Origin of the sequence: Nonomuraea sp. NPDC023979 (assembly GCF_040639085.1) — a bacterium.
GTDB lineage: Bacteria > Actinomycetota > Actinomycetes > Streptosporangiales > Streptosporangiaceae > Nonomuraea > Nonomuraea ceibae.
This window is the reverse complement of sequence record NZ_JBEZZG010000025.1, coordinates 12456-30851: the sequence shown is the minus strand read 5'-3', so window position 1 is coordinate 30851 and position 18396 is coordinate 12456. Positions and strand designations below refer to the sequence as shown.

Below are 18396 nucleotides of genomic sequence, written 5' to 3'. Positions count from 1 at the left end.
GCACGGTGGGATACCTGGTCGGCGTCGCCGTGGTGGCCGTGCTCGTCGGCGTGCCCGCGATCGTGCTGTGGCGGGTCATGCGGGGCCGCCGCGACCTGGGCACCAGCCCGGCGGAGCGGGCCACGTTCGAGACGTTGCACACCGCGTCGCTGGCGGGGCCGCCGCTACGCGCCGGGCTCACCGCCGACGGCGCCCAGCGGGCCTCGCGCCACCTGCGCGAGCTGCTCGGCTCGGCCGCGCTCGCCATCACCGACGGCGAGCGCCTGCTCGTGTACGACGGCGCCGGCGACCATCACGCCGAGGACGCCTTCGAGCACGCCAGGGCGACCCTGCAGGACGGCCGCACCCAGGTCCTGGCGATCGACTGCGACCTGCTCGAATGCCCGGTCAGGAACGCCGTCGTGGTGCCGCTCACCACCGACGAGCGGGTCGTCGGCGCGCTGACCGCCTACGGCACGCACGCCTCCGCCGGGCTCGTCCGGGCCGCCCAGGAGGTCGCGGGCTGGGTCGACTCGCAGCTGGAGCTGGCCGAGCTCGACCGTTCGCGCACGCTGCTCATGGAGGCCGAGGTGCGGGCGCTGCGCGCGCAGATCTCGCCGCACTTCATCTACAACTCGCTGACGACGATCGCCTCGTTCGTCCGCACCGACCCGGAGCGGGCCCGCGAGCTGCTGCTGGAGTTCGCCGACTTCACCCGCTACTCCTTCCGCAGGCACGGCGAGTTCACCACGCTGGCCGAGGAGCTGCGCTCGATCGACCGCTACCTCATCCTGGAGCGGGCCCGCTTCGGCGACCAGCTCCAGGTCACGCTGCGCATCGCGCCCGAGGTGCTGCCGGTGGCGGTGCCGTTCCTGTGCCTGCAGCCGCTCGTGGAGAACGCCGTGCGCCACGGCCTGGAGAGCAAGGACGGCGTCGGCCGCATCTCCATCGTGGCGGAGGACGCCGGGGCCGAGTGCAGCATCAGCGTCGAGGACGACGGGCTCGGCATGGACCCCGACCGGCTGCGCCGCGTCCTGGCCGGGGAGACCGCCTCCGACGGCGGGATCGGCCTGGCCAACGTGGACGAGCGGCTGCGCCAGGTCTACGGCGACGAGTACGGGCTGGTGGTCGAGACCGGCCGCGGGGCGGGCACGAAGGTCAACGTCAGGTTGCCGAAGTATCACCCGGGCGTCTCGGCCCGTTGACCTGGATCTTCGTTGTCGGTTTTATCACTGTCTATGGCACAACTTCGGGTCCTCGCGGTCGACGACGAGCTTCCCGCCCTGGAAGACCTGTCGTACCTGCTGCGTGCCGACCCGCGGATCGGCGAGGTGGCGACCGCCAGGGACGGCTCGGCGGCGCTGCGGCTGCTGGACCGGGCGATCGCCGAGGGCAGGCCCATCGACGCGGTCTTCCTGGACATCCGGATGCGCGGCCTCGACGGGGTCGTGCTCGGCCGGCTGCTGTCGCAGTTCGCCAACCCGCCGCGGGTGGTGTTCGTCACCGCGTACGAGGAGCACGCCGTCGACGCGTTCGAGATCAAGGCCGAGGACTACCTGCTCAAACCCGTGCGGCCGGAGCGCCTGGCCGAGGCGATCCGGCGGGTGGCCGTATCGGCCGACGTGCCCGCCGACGGCGGCGAGAGCGACACCATCCCGGTCGAGCTGGGCGGCGTGACCCGGTTCGTCTCCAGCGCCGACGTGATCTACGTGGAGGCGCACGGCGACTACGCCCGCCTGCACACCGCCACCGGCAGCCACCTCGTGCGCATCCCGCTCGCCACGCTGGAGGAGCGCTGGTCGGCGGCCGGGTTCGTGCGCGTGCACCGCAGCCACCTGGTCGCCGTCAAGCACATCGAGGAGCTGCACATCGACTCCGGCCGGTGCTCGGTCCGCGTCCACGACACCGAGCTGCCCGTCAGCCGCCGCCACACCCGCGAGCTGCGCGACCTGCTCGTCCGCCGCGCCAGGAAGGGACGGCACGAGTGAGCCCCGAGCCGCGGCCGGGCCGGCGCACCGCCGTCACCAGCCCGCGCACCGCCGCCGCCCGCCGGCCCCGCCGCCCGGCCACCCGGGAGATCGACGAGCAGACCCACCTCGGCGAGGTCTACATGCGCTCGCTGCTGCGCACCCAGTTCCGGCTGGCGCTGTTCGTGTGCACGGTGCTCGGCTGCGTCGTGGGCGGGCTGCCGCTGCTGTTCCTGCTCATCCCCGAGCTGCGCGACGCCCACCTGCTCGGCGTCCCGCTCCCGTGGGCGGTGCTCGCCGGGCTCATCTACCCCGCCTTCGTCATCGGCGCCTGGCTGTACGTCCGGCAGGCCGAGCGCAACGAACGCCACTTCGCCGACCTGGTCGACCGTTCATGAGCCTGGCCGCCGTCGTCGTCGTCATGGTCGCGGCCGTGCTCATCGGCGCCTTCGGCATCCGCTTCTCGCGCACCACCTCCGACTTCTACGTCGCCTCCCGCACCGTCAGCCCGCTGTGGAACGCCTCCGCGATCGGCGGCGAGTACCTGTCGGCGGCCTCCTTCCTCGGCGTGGCCGGGCTCATCCTCAGCTACGGCGTCGACATGCTGTGGCTGCCCGTCGGGTGGACCGGCGGCTACCTGGTGCTGCTCGTGCTGGTGTCCGCGCCGCTGCGCCGCTCCGGCGCCTACACGCTGCCCGACTTCGCCGAGGCGCGGCTGGAGTCGATGGTGGTGCGGCGCACGGCCAGCGTGCTCGTCGTGCTCATCGGCTGGCTCTACCTGATGCCGCAGTTCCAGAGCGCCGGCCTGGTGCTGCGCACGATCACCGGGGCGCCGGTGTGGGCCGGCGGGCTGCTGGTGGCCGTCGTGGTCGCGGTCAACGTGCTGTCGGGCGGCATGCGCTCGATCACGTTCGTGCAGGCGTTCCAGTACTGGCTGAAGCTGACCGCGCTGGCCGTGCCGCTGGTGTTCCTGCTGCTGGCGTGGAAGGCCGACGGCGCCCCGGCGCTCGACCCGGTGGACGCCGCCGTCTGGCAGGTGCCGCTGGCCGGGGCCAAGGACTACGCCCTGTACTCGACGTACTCGCTGATCCTGGCCACGTTCCTGGGCACGATGGGGCTGCCGCACGTGCTCGTCCGCTTCTACACCAACCCCGACGGGCGGGCCGCCCGCCGCACCACGCTCGTCGTGCTGTCGCTGCTCGGCGCCTTCTACCTGCTGCCCGCGCTGTACGGCTGGCTCGGCCGCATCTACGCGCCCGACCTCGTCCGCACCGACGCCGTGGTGCTGACGCTGCCGGCCCGCATGGTCGGCGGCACGCTCGGCGACCTGCTGACGGCGCTGGTCACCGCCGGGGCGTTCGCGGCGTTCCTGTCCACCTCGTCCGGGCTGACCGTGTCGGTCGCCGGGGTGATCGCCCAGGACCTGCTCAAGGGCGGCGTGCGCTCGTTCCGGATCGCCACGCTCATGGCCGTCGCCGTGCCGCTCGGGCTGGCGCTGTGGGCGCGGGCGCTGCCGGTCGCCGACGTGGTGGGGCTGGCGTTCGCGGTCGCCGCCTCGTCGTTCTGCCCGCTGCTCGTGCTCGGCATCTGGTGGCGGCGCCTGTCCACCACCGGCGCGCTCGCCGGGCTGTTCGTCGGCGGCGGCCTGGCCTGCTCGGCCGTGCTCGCCACCATCACCGGCGGCCCGTACGAGGGCCTGGCGGGCGCCCTGCTGGCCCAGCCCGCCGCGTGGACGGTGCCGATCGCGTTCGCGGTGATGGTGTCGGTGTCGTTCCTGACGCCCGACCGGGTGCCGCTGGGCGTGGCCAGGACGATGGTCCGCCTGCACACCCCGGAGAACCTCGACCTCGACCGGGGCGACTGGCGGCCCCGGGGGTGACGGGCGGGCGCTGTCCTAGGGTGGGCCGTCATGGATGACGAGTGGATCTGCGCCCGGCTGGGCGAGGACGAGCCGTGGCAGCTCGGCGCGGTCAACCCGCCGGTGTTCGGCAACAGCGTGTTCACCTTCGGCTCGATGGCGGAGCTCGGCGCGGCGATCAGGGACGAGGACGAGCGCTACGTCTACTGGCGGGGCACCAACCCGACCGTCGACCTGTTGCAGCGCAAGCTGGCCGCGCTGGAGCGGGCCGAGCGGGCCAAGTGCTTCGGCTCCGGGATGGGCGCGATCTCGGCGGCGATCTCGTCGCTGGTGTCGGCCGGGGACCACGTGCTGGTGCTGGGCGCCGTCTACGGGCCGACCACGCAGTTCCTGCGCTACCTGGAGAAGTTCGGCGTCACCCACACGCACGCGGCCGACCTGGCGGCGTGCGAGGAGGCGGTGCGGCCCGGCACCCGGCTGCTGTACTTCGAGTCGCCCTCCTACATGCGCTACGAGATCTTCGACCTGGAGGCCGTCGCCGGGTGGGCGCGCGGCCACGGGCTGGTCACCGTGATGGACAACACCTGGTCGACGCCGCTGTTCCAGAAGCCGCTGACCAAGGGCGTGGACCTGGTCGTGCACTCGCTGTCGAAGTACGCGGGCGGGCACAGCGACGTGGTCGGCGGCGTGGTGGCGGGCCCGGCGCGGCTGATCAGGCCGCTGGCGCTGACCGAATACCAGCTGTACGGCGCGGCCATGTCGCCGCACGACGCCGCCCGGGTGATCAAGGGCCTGCGCACGCTGCCCGTACGGATGGCCGCGCACCAGGAGCGCGGCCTGGCGGTCGCCGCGTACCTGGAGGGACATCCGGCCGTACGCCGGGTCAACCACCCCGGCCTGCCCTCGCATCCCGGCCACGGCGTCGCGCGCGGCCAGATGTCGGGCTTCTCCAGCCTGTTCAGCGTGGAGCTGGACACGGACTCGCGCGCCGAGGTGGGCGCCTTCCTCGACGGGCTGCGGCACTTCCGGATCGGCGTGTCGTGGGGCGGGTTCGAGAGCCTGGTCAACGCGCCCGCGCTGACCGTCGAGGAGAGCGTGCGGGCCACCATGGGCGTCCCGGTGGGCCTGGTGCGCCTGGCGGTCGGCCTGGAGCCCGCCGCCACGCTGATCGAGGACCTGGGCGGCGCGCTGGGCGGAATCGCCTGACCGTTCGTCGTACATAAGGGACCATTCACCGCAACCCCTGACCAGCTGAACGCCGTTCGGCGGCGGCTCGCCGAACAGCCCTGCGAGACCCCTCCACCGCGGGTAGGTTGCGCTCTTACCTTGTGCGTGATCCGCATCACAGTGGAGGTCTCGTGACGACCAGAGAACATGACGCGTCCGTTTACGAACAGGTGCAGAGGAGCAGCGAGTTCCAGGAGCTGAAGAGCCGCTTCAGGCGGTGGACGTTCCCCATGACGGCGGCCTTCCTGGTGTGGTACCTGCTGTACGTGGTGCTGTCGGGATGGGCCCGCGACTTCATGGGCATCAAGCTGCTCGGTGACATCAACGTCGGGCTGATCCTCGGGCTGCTGCAGTTCGTGACGACGTTCCTCATCGCCTGGGCCTACTCCAGGCACGCCGGGAAGAAGCTCGACCCGATCGCCGACAAGCTCCGCCACGAGGTCGAGGAGAAGACCAAGTGAGCTCCACCACCCTCGCCACGATCCTCTTCCTCGTCTTCGTCGCGGCCACGCTCGGCATCACCTTCTGGGCCAGCCGCCAGACCAAGACCGCCGCCGACTACTACGCCGGCGGGCGCTCCTTCAGCGGCGTGCAGAACGGCCTGGCCATCGGCGGCGACTACATGTCCGCCGCCTCCTTCCTCGGCATCGCCGGCATCATCGCGCTGTCCGGCTACGACGGGTTCCTGTACTCCATCGGCTTCCTCGTGGCGTGGCTCGTCGCGCTGCTGCTGGTGGCCGAGCTCATGCGCAACTCCGGCAAGTTCACCATGGCCGACGTGCTGGCCTTCCGGATGAGCCCGCGACCCGTCCGCACCGCCGCCGGCGTCTCGACCATCGTCGTCAGCATCTTCTACCTGCTCGCCCAGATGGTCGGCGCGGGCGCCCTGGTCGGCCTGCTGCTCGGCATCACCTCCGAGGCCGGCAAGATCTGGACGATCGTCGCCGTCGGCGCCCTCATGATCGTGTACGTGGTCTTCGGCGGCATGAAGGGCACCACCTGGGTCCAGATCGTCAAGGCCGTGCTGCTGATGACCGGCGCCGCCCTGGTGACCGTGCTGGTGCTGGGCAAGTTCGGCTTCAACCTGTCGGCGCTGCTCGGCCAGGCCGCCGCCACCAGCGGACCCAAGGCCAACCCCGACAGCTTCCTCATCCCCGGCCTCAAGTACGGCACCGAGGCGCAGGGCATCGCCGGCAAGATCGACCTGATCAGCCTCGGCCTCGCCCTCGTGCTCGGCACCGCCGGCCTGCCGCACATCCTCATCCGCTTCTACACCGTCCCCACCGCCAAGGACGCCCGCAAGTCCGTCCTCTGGGGCATCGGCATCATCGGCGTGTTCTACCTGCTCACGCTCGTCCTCGGCTTCGGCGCCGCCGCCCTGGTCGGCAGGGAGGCCATCGTCGCCCAGGACCCCGGAGGCAACACCGCCGCGCCGCTGCTCGCGCTGCGGATCGGCGAGGAGATCTTCGGCTCGGTCGGCGGCACGCTGCTGCTGGCCTTCATCGGCGCCGTCGCCTTCGCCACCATCCTCGCGGTGGTCGCCGGCCTCACGCTCGCCTCCTCCTCCAGCTTCGCCCACGACCTGTACGCGCACGTCTTCCGGCGCGGCCAGGCCAGCGAGCGGCAGGAGGTCGTCGTGGCCCGGATCTCCGCCCTGGTCATCGGCGCCGTCGCCATCGGCCTGAGCATCCTCGCGCAGAGCCAGAACGTCGCCTTCCTGGTCGCCCTGGCCTTCGCCGTGGCCGCCTCGGGCAACCTGCCGGCGATCCTCTACAGCCTGTTCTGGAAGAGGTTCAACACGACCGGCGCCGTCAGCGCCATCTACGGCGGCCTGCTGTCCGCCCTGGTGCTGGTCATCTTCTCGCCGGTCGTCTCCGGCAGCAAGGCCGCCCTGTTCAAGGACGCCGACTTCGCCTGGTTCCCGCTCAGCAACCCGGGCATCGTCTCGATCCCGCTCGGCTTCCTGTGCGGCTGGCTCGGCACGATCCTGAGCAAGGAGTACAACGCGGCCAAGTACGCCGAGATCGAGGTCCGCTCCCTCACCGGGGTGGGGGCGGAGAAGGCCGCCGACCACTGACGGCCGCCGCGGGCCCGGCACCCCCTCCGCCGGGCCCGCCTTCCCCCCGCCGCCCCGGCCACGCCATGATCGTCGAGTGAGCAGACACGGGTACGACCCCTTCGGCAGCGACGAGGCGATGGACGTCCAGGACCACCTGCACGGCCTGGCCGACCCGCTGCCCGTGCTGGTCCAGATCCTGGAGGCGGTGCACGCCGAGGACAGCCTGATCCTGCCGGACGTCGCCGAGGCTGGCCTGGCCGCCGCCGGCGAGGTGGCCCTGCTCCTCGACCCGGCCCTCGACCCGTCGTCCCCGCGGCTGCCCGTCCCCGTGGACGACCGGCTGCGCACGATCGCGCTGGAGGTCATGGAGTCGCTCGTCCAGCCGTGGGACCGGCGCACCGGCGCGTGCTGCCTGTACGGCCTGTGGCGCGACCCGGACGGGGACGCGCACTACCGGCGGGCGCTGGAGCCGTACCTGCGGGCGCTGGCCGCCGGGGCGCACCTGCCTCGACCCGCCGCACGATCCCGGCTACTCCTGGACGACCGTGCCGCCGCGCGACGCCCGCCGGGCACGAGCCGACGACGAGGATCGGCCGGGGCCCTTCGCCGGCGACGAGCGCCGGGCGGAGGCGGCGCGGCTGTCCGCCCTCGCCCACGCGCCCGCCGAGCAGGCGCTGATGCGGCGGCTCGGCCTGCCCGCCCACGAGGCGCGCCGGCTCGCCGGGGCCTTCATGCGGGCGGCCCGGACGCTGACCGACGGCCTGCGGCACGACGCGGCGGCGCTCGGCGACGGCGCCCCGGCCGACGAGGGCCACCGCGTGCGCACTCTCGCCGACCTGGGCCCGCACCGGGTGCACGCCCTGGCCGAGCTGCCGTGGCCGTACGCCGGGGCCTACGACGCCGCCTTCACCCGCCGCTTCCTCGCCACGGTCGAGGACGTCGGCGACCGGCTGGCCACGAAGGGACGCCTGCGCCCCAAGACGGTCGCCGAGGACCTGGCGCTGCTGCTCGTGGTGCACCACGCGGTCGAGCTGGCCCCGGTGTGCGAGCCGGAGCGGGCCGAGGCGGCGGCGGGCCCGGCCGGGCGGCTGTCAAGAGCCCTCGCCACCCCGCCGTCCGCCTACCGCCTGGCGCGCGTGCTGCCGCGGCTCGCGCATCTGATGACGTTCCCGGAACCCGTACGGATCCCGCCGGACCGCTGGTTCAGCCCACCGGCTCGGCCCGCAGCCGGGCGGAGTGCTTCACCAGCGTGATGAGCACCTCCCGGCTGGAGTGCCGCCGCCGCGCGTCGCACAGGATGATCGGAACCGACGGGTCGAGCTGGAGCGCCAGCCGTACCTCGTCGACCTCGAACGTCGGCGCGCCGTCGAAGCAGTTGACCGCCACCACGAACGGCGTGCCGCGCCGCTCGAAGTAGTCGACCGACGGGAAGCAGTCGGCCAGCCGCCGCGTGTCGGCCAGGATGACCGCCCCGAGCGAGCCCTCCGCCAGCTCGTCCCACACGAACCAGAACCGCTCCTGCCCGGGCGTGCCGAACAGGTAGAGGACGTACTCGTCGCCCAGCGTGATCCGGCCGAAGTCCATCGCGACCGTCGTCGTCCGCTTGGCCTCGACGCTCGACAGGTCGTCGACGCCGACGCCCCGGTCGGTCAGCACCTCCTCCGTGCGCAGCGGCCTGGTCTCGGAGACCGCGCCGACCAGCGTCGTCTTGCCCGCGCCGAACCCTCCGGCGATGAGGATCTTGATCGCCGTCGGCAGGCGCGGGCGGTCAGAGCGATCGAAGACCATCGAGCACCGCCCTGTACATCTTCATGTCACGCATGTCCACCTCGGATTGCGGTTCCTGGGCCGAGACGAGCTCCCTGTCGAACAGGTCGCCGAGCAGCACGCGGATGGTGCCCGCGGGCAGGTCAAGATGGGCGGCGATCTCCGCCACGGATTTCGGTTCGCGGCAGAGCCGGAGGATCGAGTGGTGCTCCGGGTCGAGCCCCGCCTCCGGCCCCGGCGGCGGGCCGACGGAGACCGCCATGGAGATCAGGTCGAACTTGCCGTGCACGGGCGCGGTGCGCCCGCGCGTCACCACGTACGGACGGACGATCTCGGGGTCGACCCAGTGCTCCTCGGTCACAGGTCGCTCCCGGTCCTGGCCCCGGACGTCAGGTACTGGCCGACGCGCGCCACCAGCATCGCCATCTCGTAGGCGACCAGGCCGATGTCGGCGCCCTGCCCGCACAGCACGGCCAGGCACGCCCGCTGCCCCGCCACGGTCACCACGAGAAACTGCGAACGCCATTCCACCACCGTCTGCTTGACCGGGCCGCCGCCCACGTGCTCGGAGACGCCCTTGGCCAGGCTCTGCAGGCCGGAGGCCACGGCCGACAGGTGCTCGCCGTCGGTCCGCTGCAGCCCGGCAGACGAGGCCATCAGCAGCCCGTCGGACGACAGCACGATCGCGTGCTCGGCGTCCTTCACGCGGCCGACCAGGTCGTCGAGAAGCCAGTTCAGGTCTGTGCCGGCACCCGGTGTCACGTATCGCCTCCTGCCCGCTCGTCCATGAGTTTGGCCGCCTCGGTCCTGCCGAGCCGGGTGCCCGACTGCAAAGATCCCATCCGCGCCCGGATCTCCTCCGGGGTCGGCTCGTCCTCGTCCCGCTCGGGCTCGGGCGGGGCGGCCGGGGCCTCCTCGCGCAGCGCCGGGGCCAGGTTCGCCTGCGGCACCCGCAGGGGGAGCCCGCCGGGCGTGAACCTCGCCGCCTCGCCGTCGCCTTCCGCGCTCCCGTCCGGCTGGGCGGTCGTGGTCGCCTCCCCTTCTGACGGCCCGGGGTCCGGCGGCTCGGCCTCCCGGGCGTCCTCCGGCGCCGCCGCCACCTTGAGCGGCCGCACGTTCTCCGTCGGCAGCGCCCGCACGTTCTCGCCGGGCAGCGGGCGGCCGGCGTCCGCGGGGACGCGCCGCACGGCCGTGGCCGTGCCCGCGCCCTGACCCGCCGGGCCCGGCACTCCCGCCAGCGCCGCCGGGCGGCGGGGCAGGCTCGCCACCGGCTCGCCGCCGGGCTCCGGCCCCTCGCTCAGCTCCACCAGCTCCTGCGGCAGCAGCACCACCACCGTGGTGCCGCCGTACGGCGACGGCTTGAGCACCACCTGGATGTCGTGCCGCTCGGCCAGCCGGCTCACCACGTACAGCCCGAGCCGCGCCGTGCCCGTGATCCGGAACTCCGGCGGGTCGGCGATCCGCTCGTTGGCCGCCGCCAGGTCCTCGGGCTTCATGCCCAGCCCGCGGTCCTCGATCTCGACCACGTACCCGTTGGCCACCATCTGCCCGCTCACCTGCACGCTCGTGTACGGCGGCGAGAACGACACGGCGTTCTCGATGAGCTCGGCCAGCAGGTGGATGACGTCACCCACGGCCCGGCCGACGAGCACCACGTCGCCCATCGGCATGAGCGTGACCCGCGTGTAGTCCTCGACCTCGGCCAGCGCGCCGCGCACCACGTCGACCATCGGCACCGAGCGCCGCCAGGTGCGGGCGGGGGAGGAGCCGGACAGCACGATGAGGTTCTCGGCGTTGCGCCGCATGCGGATGGCCAGGTGGTCCAGCCGGAAGAGCTCCTTCAGCTCCTCGGGGTCGGTCTCGCGGCGCTCCATCACGTCCAGCACGGTGAGCTGCCGGTGCACCAGGCCCTGCGTGCGGCGGGCCAGGCTGAGCAGGATGTCGCGGATGCTGCGCCGCAGCTCCGCCTGCTCGGCGGCGACGCTCACCGCGGTGCGCTGCACCGTGTTGAACGCCTGTCCCACCTGCCCGATCTCGTCGTCGCCGAAGTCCAGGTCGGGCACCTCGCGGGAGACGTCCACGACCTCGCCGTGCCCGATCCGCTCGACCACGCCGGGCAGCCGCTCGTCCGACAGCTCGTGCGCGGCGTCGCGCAGCTTCTTGAGCTGGGCCAGCAGCGACCGCGTCGTGGTGATCGACAGCACGATCGAGGCCACGACGGCGACCAGGCCGAGCCCGCCGGCCAGCAGCAGGCGGGCGATGACGCCGACCGCGCCGGGGACGGCCCGCTCGACCAGCCGGTCACCGCCGTCGACGATGATCTTCTCGAGGCCGGCGCGGGCCGGCTCGGCGGTCGCCTGCCACTCGGCGGCGGTGACCGGCGGCGGCCCGGCGTTGTCGATCTGCGTGACGAGCCGCTGTTCCAGCTCCTGCAGCCGCAGCGCGGGCTTGCTCCTGGTCCACGCCTCGTACGCGGCCCGGTCGGGCGCGGGCAGCTGCTCGGCGGCCTGCTCCAGGTTGTAGCGGTAGATGCCGGTGCCGCGCACGAACGCGGTGTACTCGGCGGGCGTGAACTGCCCGCGCGCCAGCACCCGCGCCACCATCGCGTCGGTGCGAGCCAGGCTCTCGCTGGCCCGGCTGAGCGCCAGCATGGTCCGGGCGTCCTTGGCGATCTCCTTGTCGTCGAGCGAGGCCACCGAGTCGAACATGTCGTAGAGCGAGTCGATGATGTGGTCGTACGCGCTCGCCGCCGTCATGCGGCCGGGCCCGGCCGCGTCGATGGCCTTGCGCGTGGCGGGGAGCTTGGCGACGCTCGTGAGCGCCTCGTTCAGGCGGCCGGTCAGCACGTCGTCGGCCGCGAGCTGCACCAGGGTGCCGCCCGCGCTCTCCCGCAGGGCGGCGCCGGCGGCGTCGGTCCTGGCCCGCTGCTCGCGCAGGGCCTGGCCAGGCAGGGGACCGCCCGTGCCGATGCCGGCCATCGTCAGGCGGCGCTCGCGCTGGAGCTCGGCCAGCAGCCGTTCGCTGGGCTGCACCGCCTCGCTGTCGACCGTGGTGGCGCCGACCAGGTTCACGCCTTCGCGCAGCGTCACCCATGCGGCGAACGCCCACAGCGCGACCAGGGACATCAGCAGTGCTGTCACCTTTGTTCGCACGCGCGTATTGCGCAAACGCATATAAGCCATCCAGGTAAGGGGATTGCGTCAAACTGGAAGTCAAGCTATAGAGCGATATTTCCGACATCCAGTGCCGGGCTTACCTTAGCAATGGCTCAAACCCACCTCAAGCCGGGTACCTGCCCGTTAATAGCGTTACGTCCGAATTTGTCCTGTCTTCGCCTTGGTCTCGCACAGGTGTAACGCCGCCAGGATCGCGGACCGTACGATCGCGAACGGCGTGTAAAGGTCCTTGTCATGCCACAACGGCGGATGCTCCGAAATATCCGCTACCGTGCGCAAATACCGATATCCACGGTCGACGGCAGACTCGTACTGCTCGTCCAGTTCCCCGTCGCACGCGAGCAGCGTCTGCAGCGCGTACGCGGTCTCCTCCAGCGTGCCCTCCCAGCGGCCCCACGAGCCGTCCGGCCGCTGCGCGGACAGCACCCACGCGCGCGCCCGCCGGATCGCCTCCGCCCGCCCCGGCCCGCCGTACTCGCCGAGCGCCAGCACGCAGCTCAGCGTCGCGTAGAACGGAGAGGCGTGCCAGCGGTCGTCCCAGCTCCCGTCGGGCTGCTGCCGGTCGGCCAGCAGCGCCGACAGCCTGCGCACCACCGGCTCGTACGCCCGCGCGCGGTCCGGGCGGCGCGCCGCGTACGCCCCGAACGCGTCCAGGACGTGCGCGTTCACGCTCACGGAGAAGCCGTCCTCGCCCTGCCAGGTGCAGAAGTGCGTGCCCACGTCGAACTCCAGCAGGCTCGCCGGATCGTGCGGCTGCCCCACCAGCGCCAGCGCGTACAGCGCCACGGACGTCGTGTCGGCGTCCGCCGGAAGCCCCGGGCCGGCCGGCGTGCCCGCCGGGCCGATCGCCGCCCGCAGGTCCGCCACCATCTCCGGCGGCGCCGTCACCGGCACCCCGGCCCTGACCAGCCAGCTCAGCACCCAGCCGCGCTCGAACACGGTGATCGGGAACCCCACCGGCACCGGCCCCCCGTACCGGCTGACCACCGCCTCCAGGTGCGCCCGGACCACTTCCCCCTGCCCCCCGTCCGCACCGGGGGCGAGGCTGCCGTCGAAGGAGGACGACCCCCGGGAGGCGGCCCCACCGGACCCCTCCGGAACGTGGAGGTCCGCCGGTCCGGCCAGGAGGAGCGGCCCCGCCACCGTCGCCGGCCCCGCCGGGACCGGGCGCGCCGGGGCGTCGAGCAGGGCGGTCCTTCCCGCCGGCCCGCGGCCCGCGAGCGCGTCGGCGGGCTCGCCGGGGCGCGTGCCCGGACGCGGGTCCGGGTGCACGGCGCCGAGCCAGGCGGCGGTGGCGGCGGGGGAGGCGCCGATGGTGCCGATGGGGGTCGGCCGCACCGCGTGCGCGTTGCCCGCCGCGGGCCCCGCCACCTCCAGCGCGTGCAGCAGCTTCTCCGGCAGCGCGGCCCCGGACCGGACGACGTGCCGGAGCCGTTCGACCCGCGCGAAGTCCATCCCGTCGGGCAGCGGCAGCGGCGCCCCCACCGCGTGCGCGTTGATGAGCGCGACCAGCGACGGCACGATCAGCTCCACCGCCGGCATGTCGGGCAGCTCCACCGGCCCGGCCAGCCACGGTCGCAGCACCCGCAGCCCGCGCTCCGCCGCCTCCCGCAGCTCGGCGTCACGCTCGGCCCAGGAGGCGCCGCCCGCCGACAGCAGCGCCTCCGTGGCGCTCAGCGTCGGCACCAGCCCGTACCCGTCGGGCGCCCCCCACGACCCGTCGGGAAGCTGCCGCTCCAGCAGGTACGCGACCCGTTCGCGGTGCCCGGTGAGCCACGGCGCGAGCGTGACGAGGCGGCCCGTCTCGTAGATGGACGCCGACACCTGCCCCCACGGCAGCGCCATCAGCGTGGAGACCAGGGCCGCCGCCTCGCGGGCGACGTTCACAGCGCCCCCCAGAAGTCCGCCAAGCCGTAGAAGCCCGTGTTGAACGTCAACTGTCGCTCCAGGTAGAGGGCGGTACGCGGCGCGGTGTCGCGCAGCGGCTCGATGAGGGCGACGGCGCGCTGCGACAGCTCGCCCATCCGGGCCGTCACCTCGGCGTGCCCGGCGCCGAGCGTGAGCGCGTTCACGTCGCCCCAGCCGGCTTCGCGGTCGCGGGTGGCGAGGTCGTTCAGCAGCCGCAGGTAGCGCTGCACCTCGTCGCCGACGGCGCGGACCCGGTCGAGGTTGGCGAGCGTCCACGGGTCGCCGGTGGCGTTCCAGTGCGCGAGGTTGACGAACGAGGAGCCGGTGCTGTCGGCGTTGTCCAGGTACGTCGCCAGGTCCGGCCGGTCGCCGGTGCGCCAGTCCCATTCGCGGGCCATGGCGGCCAGCATGCGTCCGAGCTGGTCGCGCCAGGCGGGGGAGCCGGCCTCGTCGCGCAGCTCGGCGAGGAAGTGGGTGGCGGGGGTGCGCGGTTCGGCGCCGTCGGCCACGGCCAGGCAGGCGCCGACGAGGTCGGCCACCTCGTCGCGGGAGGTGGCGACGTGGTCGATGAGCAGGTCCACCGCGAACACCCACAGCGCCGCCCGGTTGACCGCGCGCAGCTCGCGGGCCGTCGCCCAGGGCGAGCCGAACGCGCCCACGAGCGCCAGCGAGTGGTAGAACCCGGCGTCGAACGGCTTGGCGGGGAACAGTTCGGGGTGCCGCCCGGCGTCGCGGGCCAGCTCGCGGGCGCACTCGACGGCCAGCGCGCACGTCCGCCCCAGCTCCGCGCCGCCGACGGCGGGCATCGACCCGTCGATCCCGCTCGTCCGGCCGGTCCCGCTGTCCGCGATCATGACCGTGCCGCCGGGACGAGCGTCATCGTCAGCCCCGTCGTGGGCCGCAGCGTCGAGGCCAGCCGGGGCGCCACCGGCCCGGGCGTGTGCAGCACCGGCCGGTACGAGCGCAGGATCCCGGCGAGCAGCAGTTGCGCCTCCATCATGAACAGGTGCGGCCCCACGCACGAGTGCGGCCCGGCCGCGAACGGGAAGTACGCGTACCGCGACCGCCGTCTCTCGTTCCCCGGCGCGAACCGCTCGGGGTCGAACTCCAGCGGGCGCTCCCACACCTGCGGCAGCCGCTGCGTCAGGAACGGGCTCAGCACCACCGTGGCGCCCGCCTCGATCGCCACGCCGTCGATCACGTCGTCCGCGAGCGCCTTGCGCGGCAGGATCCAGCCCGGCGGGTACAGCCGCAGCAGCTCGCTGAGGAACATCCGCAGGTACGTCAGCGCGGGCAGATGGCCGACCGTGACCGGGCCGTCGCCGACGACCCGGGTGATCTCCTCGTACACCTTGGCCGCGATCTCCGGATGGGCGTCGAGCACCGGCCACACCCAGGTCAGCGCCGTGGCGGCGGTCTCGGTGGCGGCGCCGTGGATGGCCACCATGTCGTCGCGCACCCGCCGGTCGCCCTTGTCGGCGTACGGGGCCCGGCACAGTGCCGAGACGACGTCGCCCGCGCTGTCACCGCTGCCCTCGCGCTGCCGAGCGTGCTCGATGCGCGGGTACACGACCTCGTCGATGGTCGCCACGGCCCGGCCGAACGCCCGGTCACCGGGCATCGGACAGCGCTGCGGCACCGACGGCAGCACGAGCCTGATGGCCCGCGCCGTCACGCCGGTGTCGTAGGCCGGGGCCAGCCGGTCGATGTCCGCGCCGGAGATCGACTCGCCGAAGAACAGCCGCACGGTCGTCGCGTGCACGATCGCGGACATGGCCGCCGCCACGTCGAACGGCCGCCCCGGCGTCAGCGTCCCGTCCACCAGCTCGGCGATGATCGCGGCCATCCGCTCGCCGAGCCCTTCGAGCTGCCGGGCGGTGAACAGCGGCTGCACGATGCGCCTGCTCTCCGCCCAGTCGGGGCCGTCTGACAGGATGCCCTTGCCGATCAGCGGCGCCAGCGGGTCCCAGAACATGCCCTCGCGCACGTAGTTGGGCTGGTTGCCGCGTAACACGTGCTGGACGTGATCGGGATGGGTGATCAGGTATGGCTGGAACGGTCCCATGTTCAGACGGACCAGCTCGCCGCCCGCCCGGGCGCCGGCTTCCTCGAAGGCGTCGATGGGGGAGCGGTGGTGCCTGGCCAGCGCGCGGAGGAAGGGGAGGATCCTGGCTCGTCTGGCGGCTTCGGTCCCGGTGGACACGCGGCTCTCCTCCATGTCCGTCTCAGCTGTCGGACATCTCCTGACAAAAGTTAGTGATCAGGGTGGAGTATCACATGATGCTGCATATAGATTCAAGATCGTACGTTGGGTAGGAGATGTCATGACCGTCGGCCAGTCCGCGGCCCCCGGCCCCGCCGGCGACGCGATCGCCCGCTGCCGCCGGCTGCTGGAGCCCGCGCTGCGGGAGGCCGTGTCGGGCCTGCATCCGTGGGGCGCCAGGATGGCCGCGTTCACGCTCGGCTGGTCCGACGTGGACGGGCGACCGGCCGACGGTGACGGCGGCAAGCACCTGCGGCCCGCCATCGCGATGCTCGCGGCCGAGGCCGCCGGCGCGCCGCTGGAGGCCGGGCTGCCGGGCGCGGTCGCGGTGGAGCTCGTGCACGCGTTCTCGCTGGTGCACGACGACATCATGGACGCCGACGAGCGGCGCAGGCACCGCCAGGCGCTGTGGAAGGCGTACGGCGTGGGGCCCGCGCTGCTGACCGGCGACGCGCTGCTCGCGCTGGCCGTCGCCCGGCTGGCGGGGACCGGCGAGCCCATGCGCCACCTGTCCAGGGCGCTGGTCGAGCTCGTCCAGGGGCAGACGCGCGACCTGGCCTTCGAGAGCCGCCCCTGGCTCGGCCGCGACGCCGTCACCGTCGCCGAGTACGAGGTGATGGCCGCAGGCAAGACCGGAAGCCTGCTCGCCGCCGCCGCCGCGACCGGCGTCGCGCTCGGCGGCCGGCCCGAGCTCGCCGAAACCGCCTGGGACATGGGGTGCGCGTTCGGCGTCGCCTTCCAGATCTACGACGACGTGCTCGGCATCTGGGGCGACCCGGCCGTCACGGGCAAACCCATCCACAGCGACCTGCGGCGCGGCAAGAAGACGCTCCCCGTCCTGGCCGTCCTGTCCGCGGGCAGCCCGCCGGCCGCCGAGCTGGCCGCCGCCCTCGACGCCGCCGCCCTGGACGGCCCCGCCTCGGGTGACCCCGCGCCGGGCCACGCGGCCCCGGACGACGACGCCGTACGGCACGCCGCCCGGCTCGTCGAGCACGCCGGAGGCAGGCGGGCGGCCCTCGACCTGGCCGCCCGGCACGCCGCCTCGGCCCTGGAGCTCATGGACGCCTGCCTCCCCGGCGACACCGCCCTGCGCGCCCTCTGCCTCACGCTCGTCGACCGCATCCGCTGACCCGGGCGAGGCCGTACCGGCTGACTCCCGCCGAACCCCGTCGGACCTCGCCGAACCCCGTTGAACTCGCTGAACCTCCCCCCGGATGCGGCGGAACCGTCAGGGGCGGGAGGCCTCGTCGAGGAGGGCGAGCTCGTCGTCCGACAGCGTCAGCTCCGCCGCCGCCAGCAGCGGCCCGAGCTGCGTGAGGTCACGCCCGCTGGTGATCGCCGAGGTGATCGTCGGCTGGGCGGCCAGCCACGCCAGCGCGACCGTGGCGGGCTTGACCCCGCGCTCGGCGGCCACCTTGGCCAGCGCCTCCAGCGTGCGCAGCCCGTACTCGAACTTCAGGTAGCGGGCCGCCTGGGCGGCGCGCGGGCTGTCGACGGTGACGCCCGGCGCGTACTTTCCCGTCAGGAAGCCGCGCGCCAGCCCGAAGTACGGCGTGCTGGACAGCCCCTCGCGCGCCACGACGTCACGCAGCTCGCCCTCGTAGCCGCGCTCCACCAGGTTGTACGGCTGCTGGAGGGCGACGTACGCCGGCAGGCCCTCCTCCCGCGCCACCTTCAGCGCCTCGGCGAGCCGGTCGGCGGCGTAGTTGGAGGCGCCGACGTGCCGCACCTTCCCCTCGGTGACCAGCTCGCCGAACGCGCCCAGCGACTCGGCCAGCGGCGTGTCGGTGTCGTCCACGTGCGCCCAGTAGAGGTCGATCCGGTCGGTGCGCAGGCGGCGCAGCGAGTTCTCCACGGCGGTGCGGATCGTGCGCGGGGCCAGGCCCTTCAGCCCCTCCAGCATGCCGACCTTGGTGGCGAGCACGAGCGTGTCACGGTTGCGGCGGGTGGCCATCCACTCGCCGATGAAGGACTCCGACGTGGACTCGCCGGTGACCCAGTACGGGTAGACGTCGGCGGTGTCGATGAAGTTGCCGCCGGCCTCGGTGTAGGCGTCGAGGATCGCGAACGAGGTCTCCTTGTCCGCCGTCCAGCCGAAGACGTTGGTGCCGAGCGCTATGGGGTGCACGGACAGGTCCGTGGTGCCGATCGATCTCATCTCGTCATTATCGGCACGTCCGGCCCGAAGATCG

General features: G+C 73.2%; 17 protein-coding genes. 9 read left to right on the top strand and 8 right to left on the bottom strand.

The window, feature by feature from the left end; all coding sequences use genetic code 11:
• The first annotated feature begins 5 nt into the window (after positions 1-5).
• The 8 genes from AB0G11_RS33680 to AB0G11_RS33645 all read left to right on the top strand — a co-directional run bounded on the left by AB0G11_RS33680 (position 6) and on the right by AB0G11_RS33645 (position 8343).
• Positions 6-1184, top strand: a complete 1179-nt coding sequence (locus AB0G11_RS33680; protein ID WP_357590728.1) for a histidine kinase — start codon at positions 6-8, stop codon at positions 1182-1184.
• Between the two features lie 33 nt (positions 1185-1217).
• On the top strand, positions 1218-1967 hold the full coding sequence (locus AB0G11_RS33675) for a LytTR family DNA-binding domain-containing protein (RefSeq protein WP_219507432.1): 750 nt from the start codon (positions 1218-1220) through the stop codon (positions 1965-1967).
• The gene (locus AB0G11_RS33670; protein WP_219507430.1) at positions 1964-2344 is read left to right on the top strand and encodes a hypothetical protein; all 381 of its coding nucleotides are present in this window, start codon (positions 1964-1966) and stop codon (positions 2342-2344) included. The genes AB0G11_RS33675 and AB0G11_RS33670 overlap by 4 nt, the downstream gene beginning before the upstream one ends.
• Entirely contained in the window at positions 2341-3825 is a 1485-nt protein-coding gene (locus AB0G11_RS33665; RefSeq protein ID WP_219507429.1) for a cation acetate symporter, read from the top strand. Before AB0G11_RS33670 ends, AB0G11_RS33665 begins: the two co-directional genes overlap by 4 nt.
• Before the next feature lie 30 nt (positions 3826-3855).
• Positions 3856-5010, top strand: coding sequence for a PLP-dependent aspartate aminotransferase family protein (locus AB0G11_RS33660; protein WP_219507427.1), 1155 nt, complete (start codon positions 3856-3858; stop codon positions 5008-5010).
• 152 nt (positions 5011-5162) lie between these two features.
• Positions 5163-5492, top strand: coding sequence for a DUF485 domain-containing protein (locus AB0G11_RS33655; protein WP_219507426.1), 330 nt, complete (start codon positions 5163-5165; stop codon positions 5490-5492).
• The gene (locus AB0G11_RS33650) at positions 5489-7108 is read left to right on the top strand and encodes a cation acetate symporter (RefSeq protein ID WP_219507424.1); all 1620 of its coding nucleotides are present in this window, start codon (positions 5489-5491) and stop codon (positions 7106-7108) included. The genes AB0G11_RS33655 and AB0G11_RS33650 overlap by 4 nt, the downstream gene beginning before the upstream one ends.
• A 527-nt stretch (positions 7109-7635) precedes the next feature.
• Entirely contained in the window at positions 7636-8343 is a 708-nt protein-coding gene (locus AB0G11_RS33645) for a hypothetical protein (RefSeq protein ID WP_357590726.1), read from the top strand.
• Here the strand turns inward: AB0G11_RS33645 and AB0G11_RS33640 are convergent.
• The 7 genes from AB0G11_RS33640 to AB0G11_RS33610 form a co-directional block, all read right to left on the bottom strand.
• On the bottom strand, positions 8294-8878 hold the full coding sequence (locus AB0G11_RS33640) for an ATP/GTP-binding protein (protein WP_219507421.1): 585 nt from the start codon (positions 8876-8878) through the stop codon (positions 8294-8296). The two genes, AB0G11_RS33645 and AB0G11_RS33640, sit on opposite strands and share 50 nt — an antisense overlap.
• Entirely contained in the window at positions 8859-9218 is a 360-nt protein-coding gene (locus tag AB0G11_RS33635) for a DUF742 domain-containing protein (protein ID WP_219507419.1), read from the bottom strand. The genes AB0G11_RS33640 and AB0G11_RS33635 overlap by 20 nt, the downstream gene beginning before the upstream one ends.
• Entirely contained in the window at positions 9215-9619 is a 405-nt protein-coding gene (locus AB0G11_RS33630; protein WP_357590724.1) for a roadblock/LC7 domain-containing protein, read from the bottom strand. Before AB0G11_RS33630 ends, AB0G11_RS33635 begins: the two co-directional genes overlap by 4 nt.
• Positions 9616-12009 carry a nitrate- and nitrite sensing domain-containing protein gene (locus tag AB0G11_RS33625; protein WP_357590722.1) on the bottom strand — a complete coding sequence of 798 codons (2394 nt, stop codon included), beginning with the start codon at positions 12007-12009 and terminating at the stop codon, positions 9616-9618. The genes AB0G11_RS33630 and AB0G11_RS33625 overlap by 4 nt, the downstream gene beginning before the upstream one ends.
• A 156-nt stretch (positions 12010-12165) precedes the next feature.
• Positions 12166-13920, bottom strand: a complete 1755-nt coding sequence (locus AB0G11_RS33620; RefSeq protein WP_357590720.1) for a prenyltransferase/squalene oxidase repeat-containing protein — start codon at positions 13918-13920, stop codon at positions 12166-12168.
• The gene (locus tag AB0G11_RS33615) at positions 13917-14795 is read right to left on the bottom strand and encodes a hypothetical protein (protein WP_357590718.1); all 879 of its coding nucleotides are present in this window, start codon (positions 14793-14795) and stop codon (positions 13917-13919) included. The genes AB0G11_RS33620 and AB0G11_RS33615 overlap by 4 nt, the downstream gene beginning before the upstream one ends.
• Entirely contained in the window at positions 14792-16144 is a 1353-nt protein-coding gene (locus tag AB0G11_RS33610; protein ID WP_357590716.1) for a cytochrome P450, read from the bottom strand. Before AB0G11_RS33610 ends, AB0G11_RS33615 begins: the two co-directional genes overlap by 4 nt.
• 121 nt (positions 16145-16265) lie before the next feature.
• Here AB0G11_RS33610 and AB0G11_RS33605 point away from each other — a divergent pair, with 121 nt between their 5' ends.
• A complete protein-coding gene (locus AB0G11_RS33605; protein WP_219507413.1) occupies positions 16266-17333 on the top strand; it encodes a polyprenyl synthetase family protein in 1068 nt (355 codons plus the stop codon).
• A gap of 99 nt (positions 17334-17432) precedes the next feature.
• On the opposite strand, the gene AB0G11_RS33600 is transcribed toward AB0G11_RS33605, so the two are convergent.
• Positions 17433-18362: an aldo/keto reductase gene (locus tag AB0G11_RS33600; protein ID WP_357590714.1), complete on the bottom strand. Its 930-nt coding sequence runs from the start codon at positions 18360-18362 to the stop codon at positions 17433-17435.
• Positions 18363-18396 lie beyond the last annotated feature (34 nt).

Excerpts from the sequence above, each read along its gene's own strand:
- AB0G11_RS33640 (WP_219507421.1), bottom strand. The coding sequence starts at position 8,878 with ATGGTCTTCGATCGCTCTGACCGCCCGCGCCTGCCGACGGCGATCAAG.
- AB0G11_RS33675 (WP_219507432.1), top strand. The coding sequence starts at position 1,218 with ATGGCACAACTTCGGGTCCTCGCGGTCGACGACGAGCTTCCCGCCCTG.
- AB0G11_RS33665 (WP_219507429.1), top strand. The coding sequence starts at position 2,341 with ATGAGCCTGGCCGCCGTCGTCGTCGTCATGGTCGCGGCCGTGCTCATC.
- AB0G11_RS33660 (WP_219507427.1), top strand. The coding sequence starts at position 3,856 with ATGGATGACGAGTGGATCTGCGCCCGGCTGGGCGAGGACGAGCCGTGG.
- AB0G11_RS33615 (WP_357590718.1), bottom strand. The coding sequence starts at position 14,795 with ATGATCGCGGACAGCGGGACCGGCCGGACGAGCGGGATCGACGGGTCG.
- AB0G11_RS33600 (WP_357590714.1), bottom strand. The coding sequence starts at position 18,362 with ATGAGATCGATCGGCACCACGGACCTGTCCGTGCACCCCATAGCGCTC.
- AB0G11_RS33605 (WP_219507413.1), top strand. The coding sequence starts at position 16,266 with ATGACCGTCGGCCAGTCCGCGGCCCCCGGCCCCGCCGGCGACGCGATC.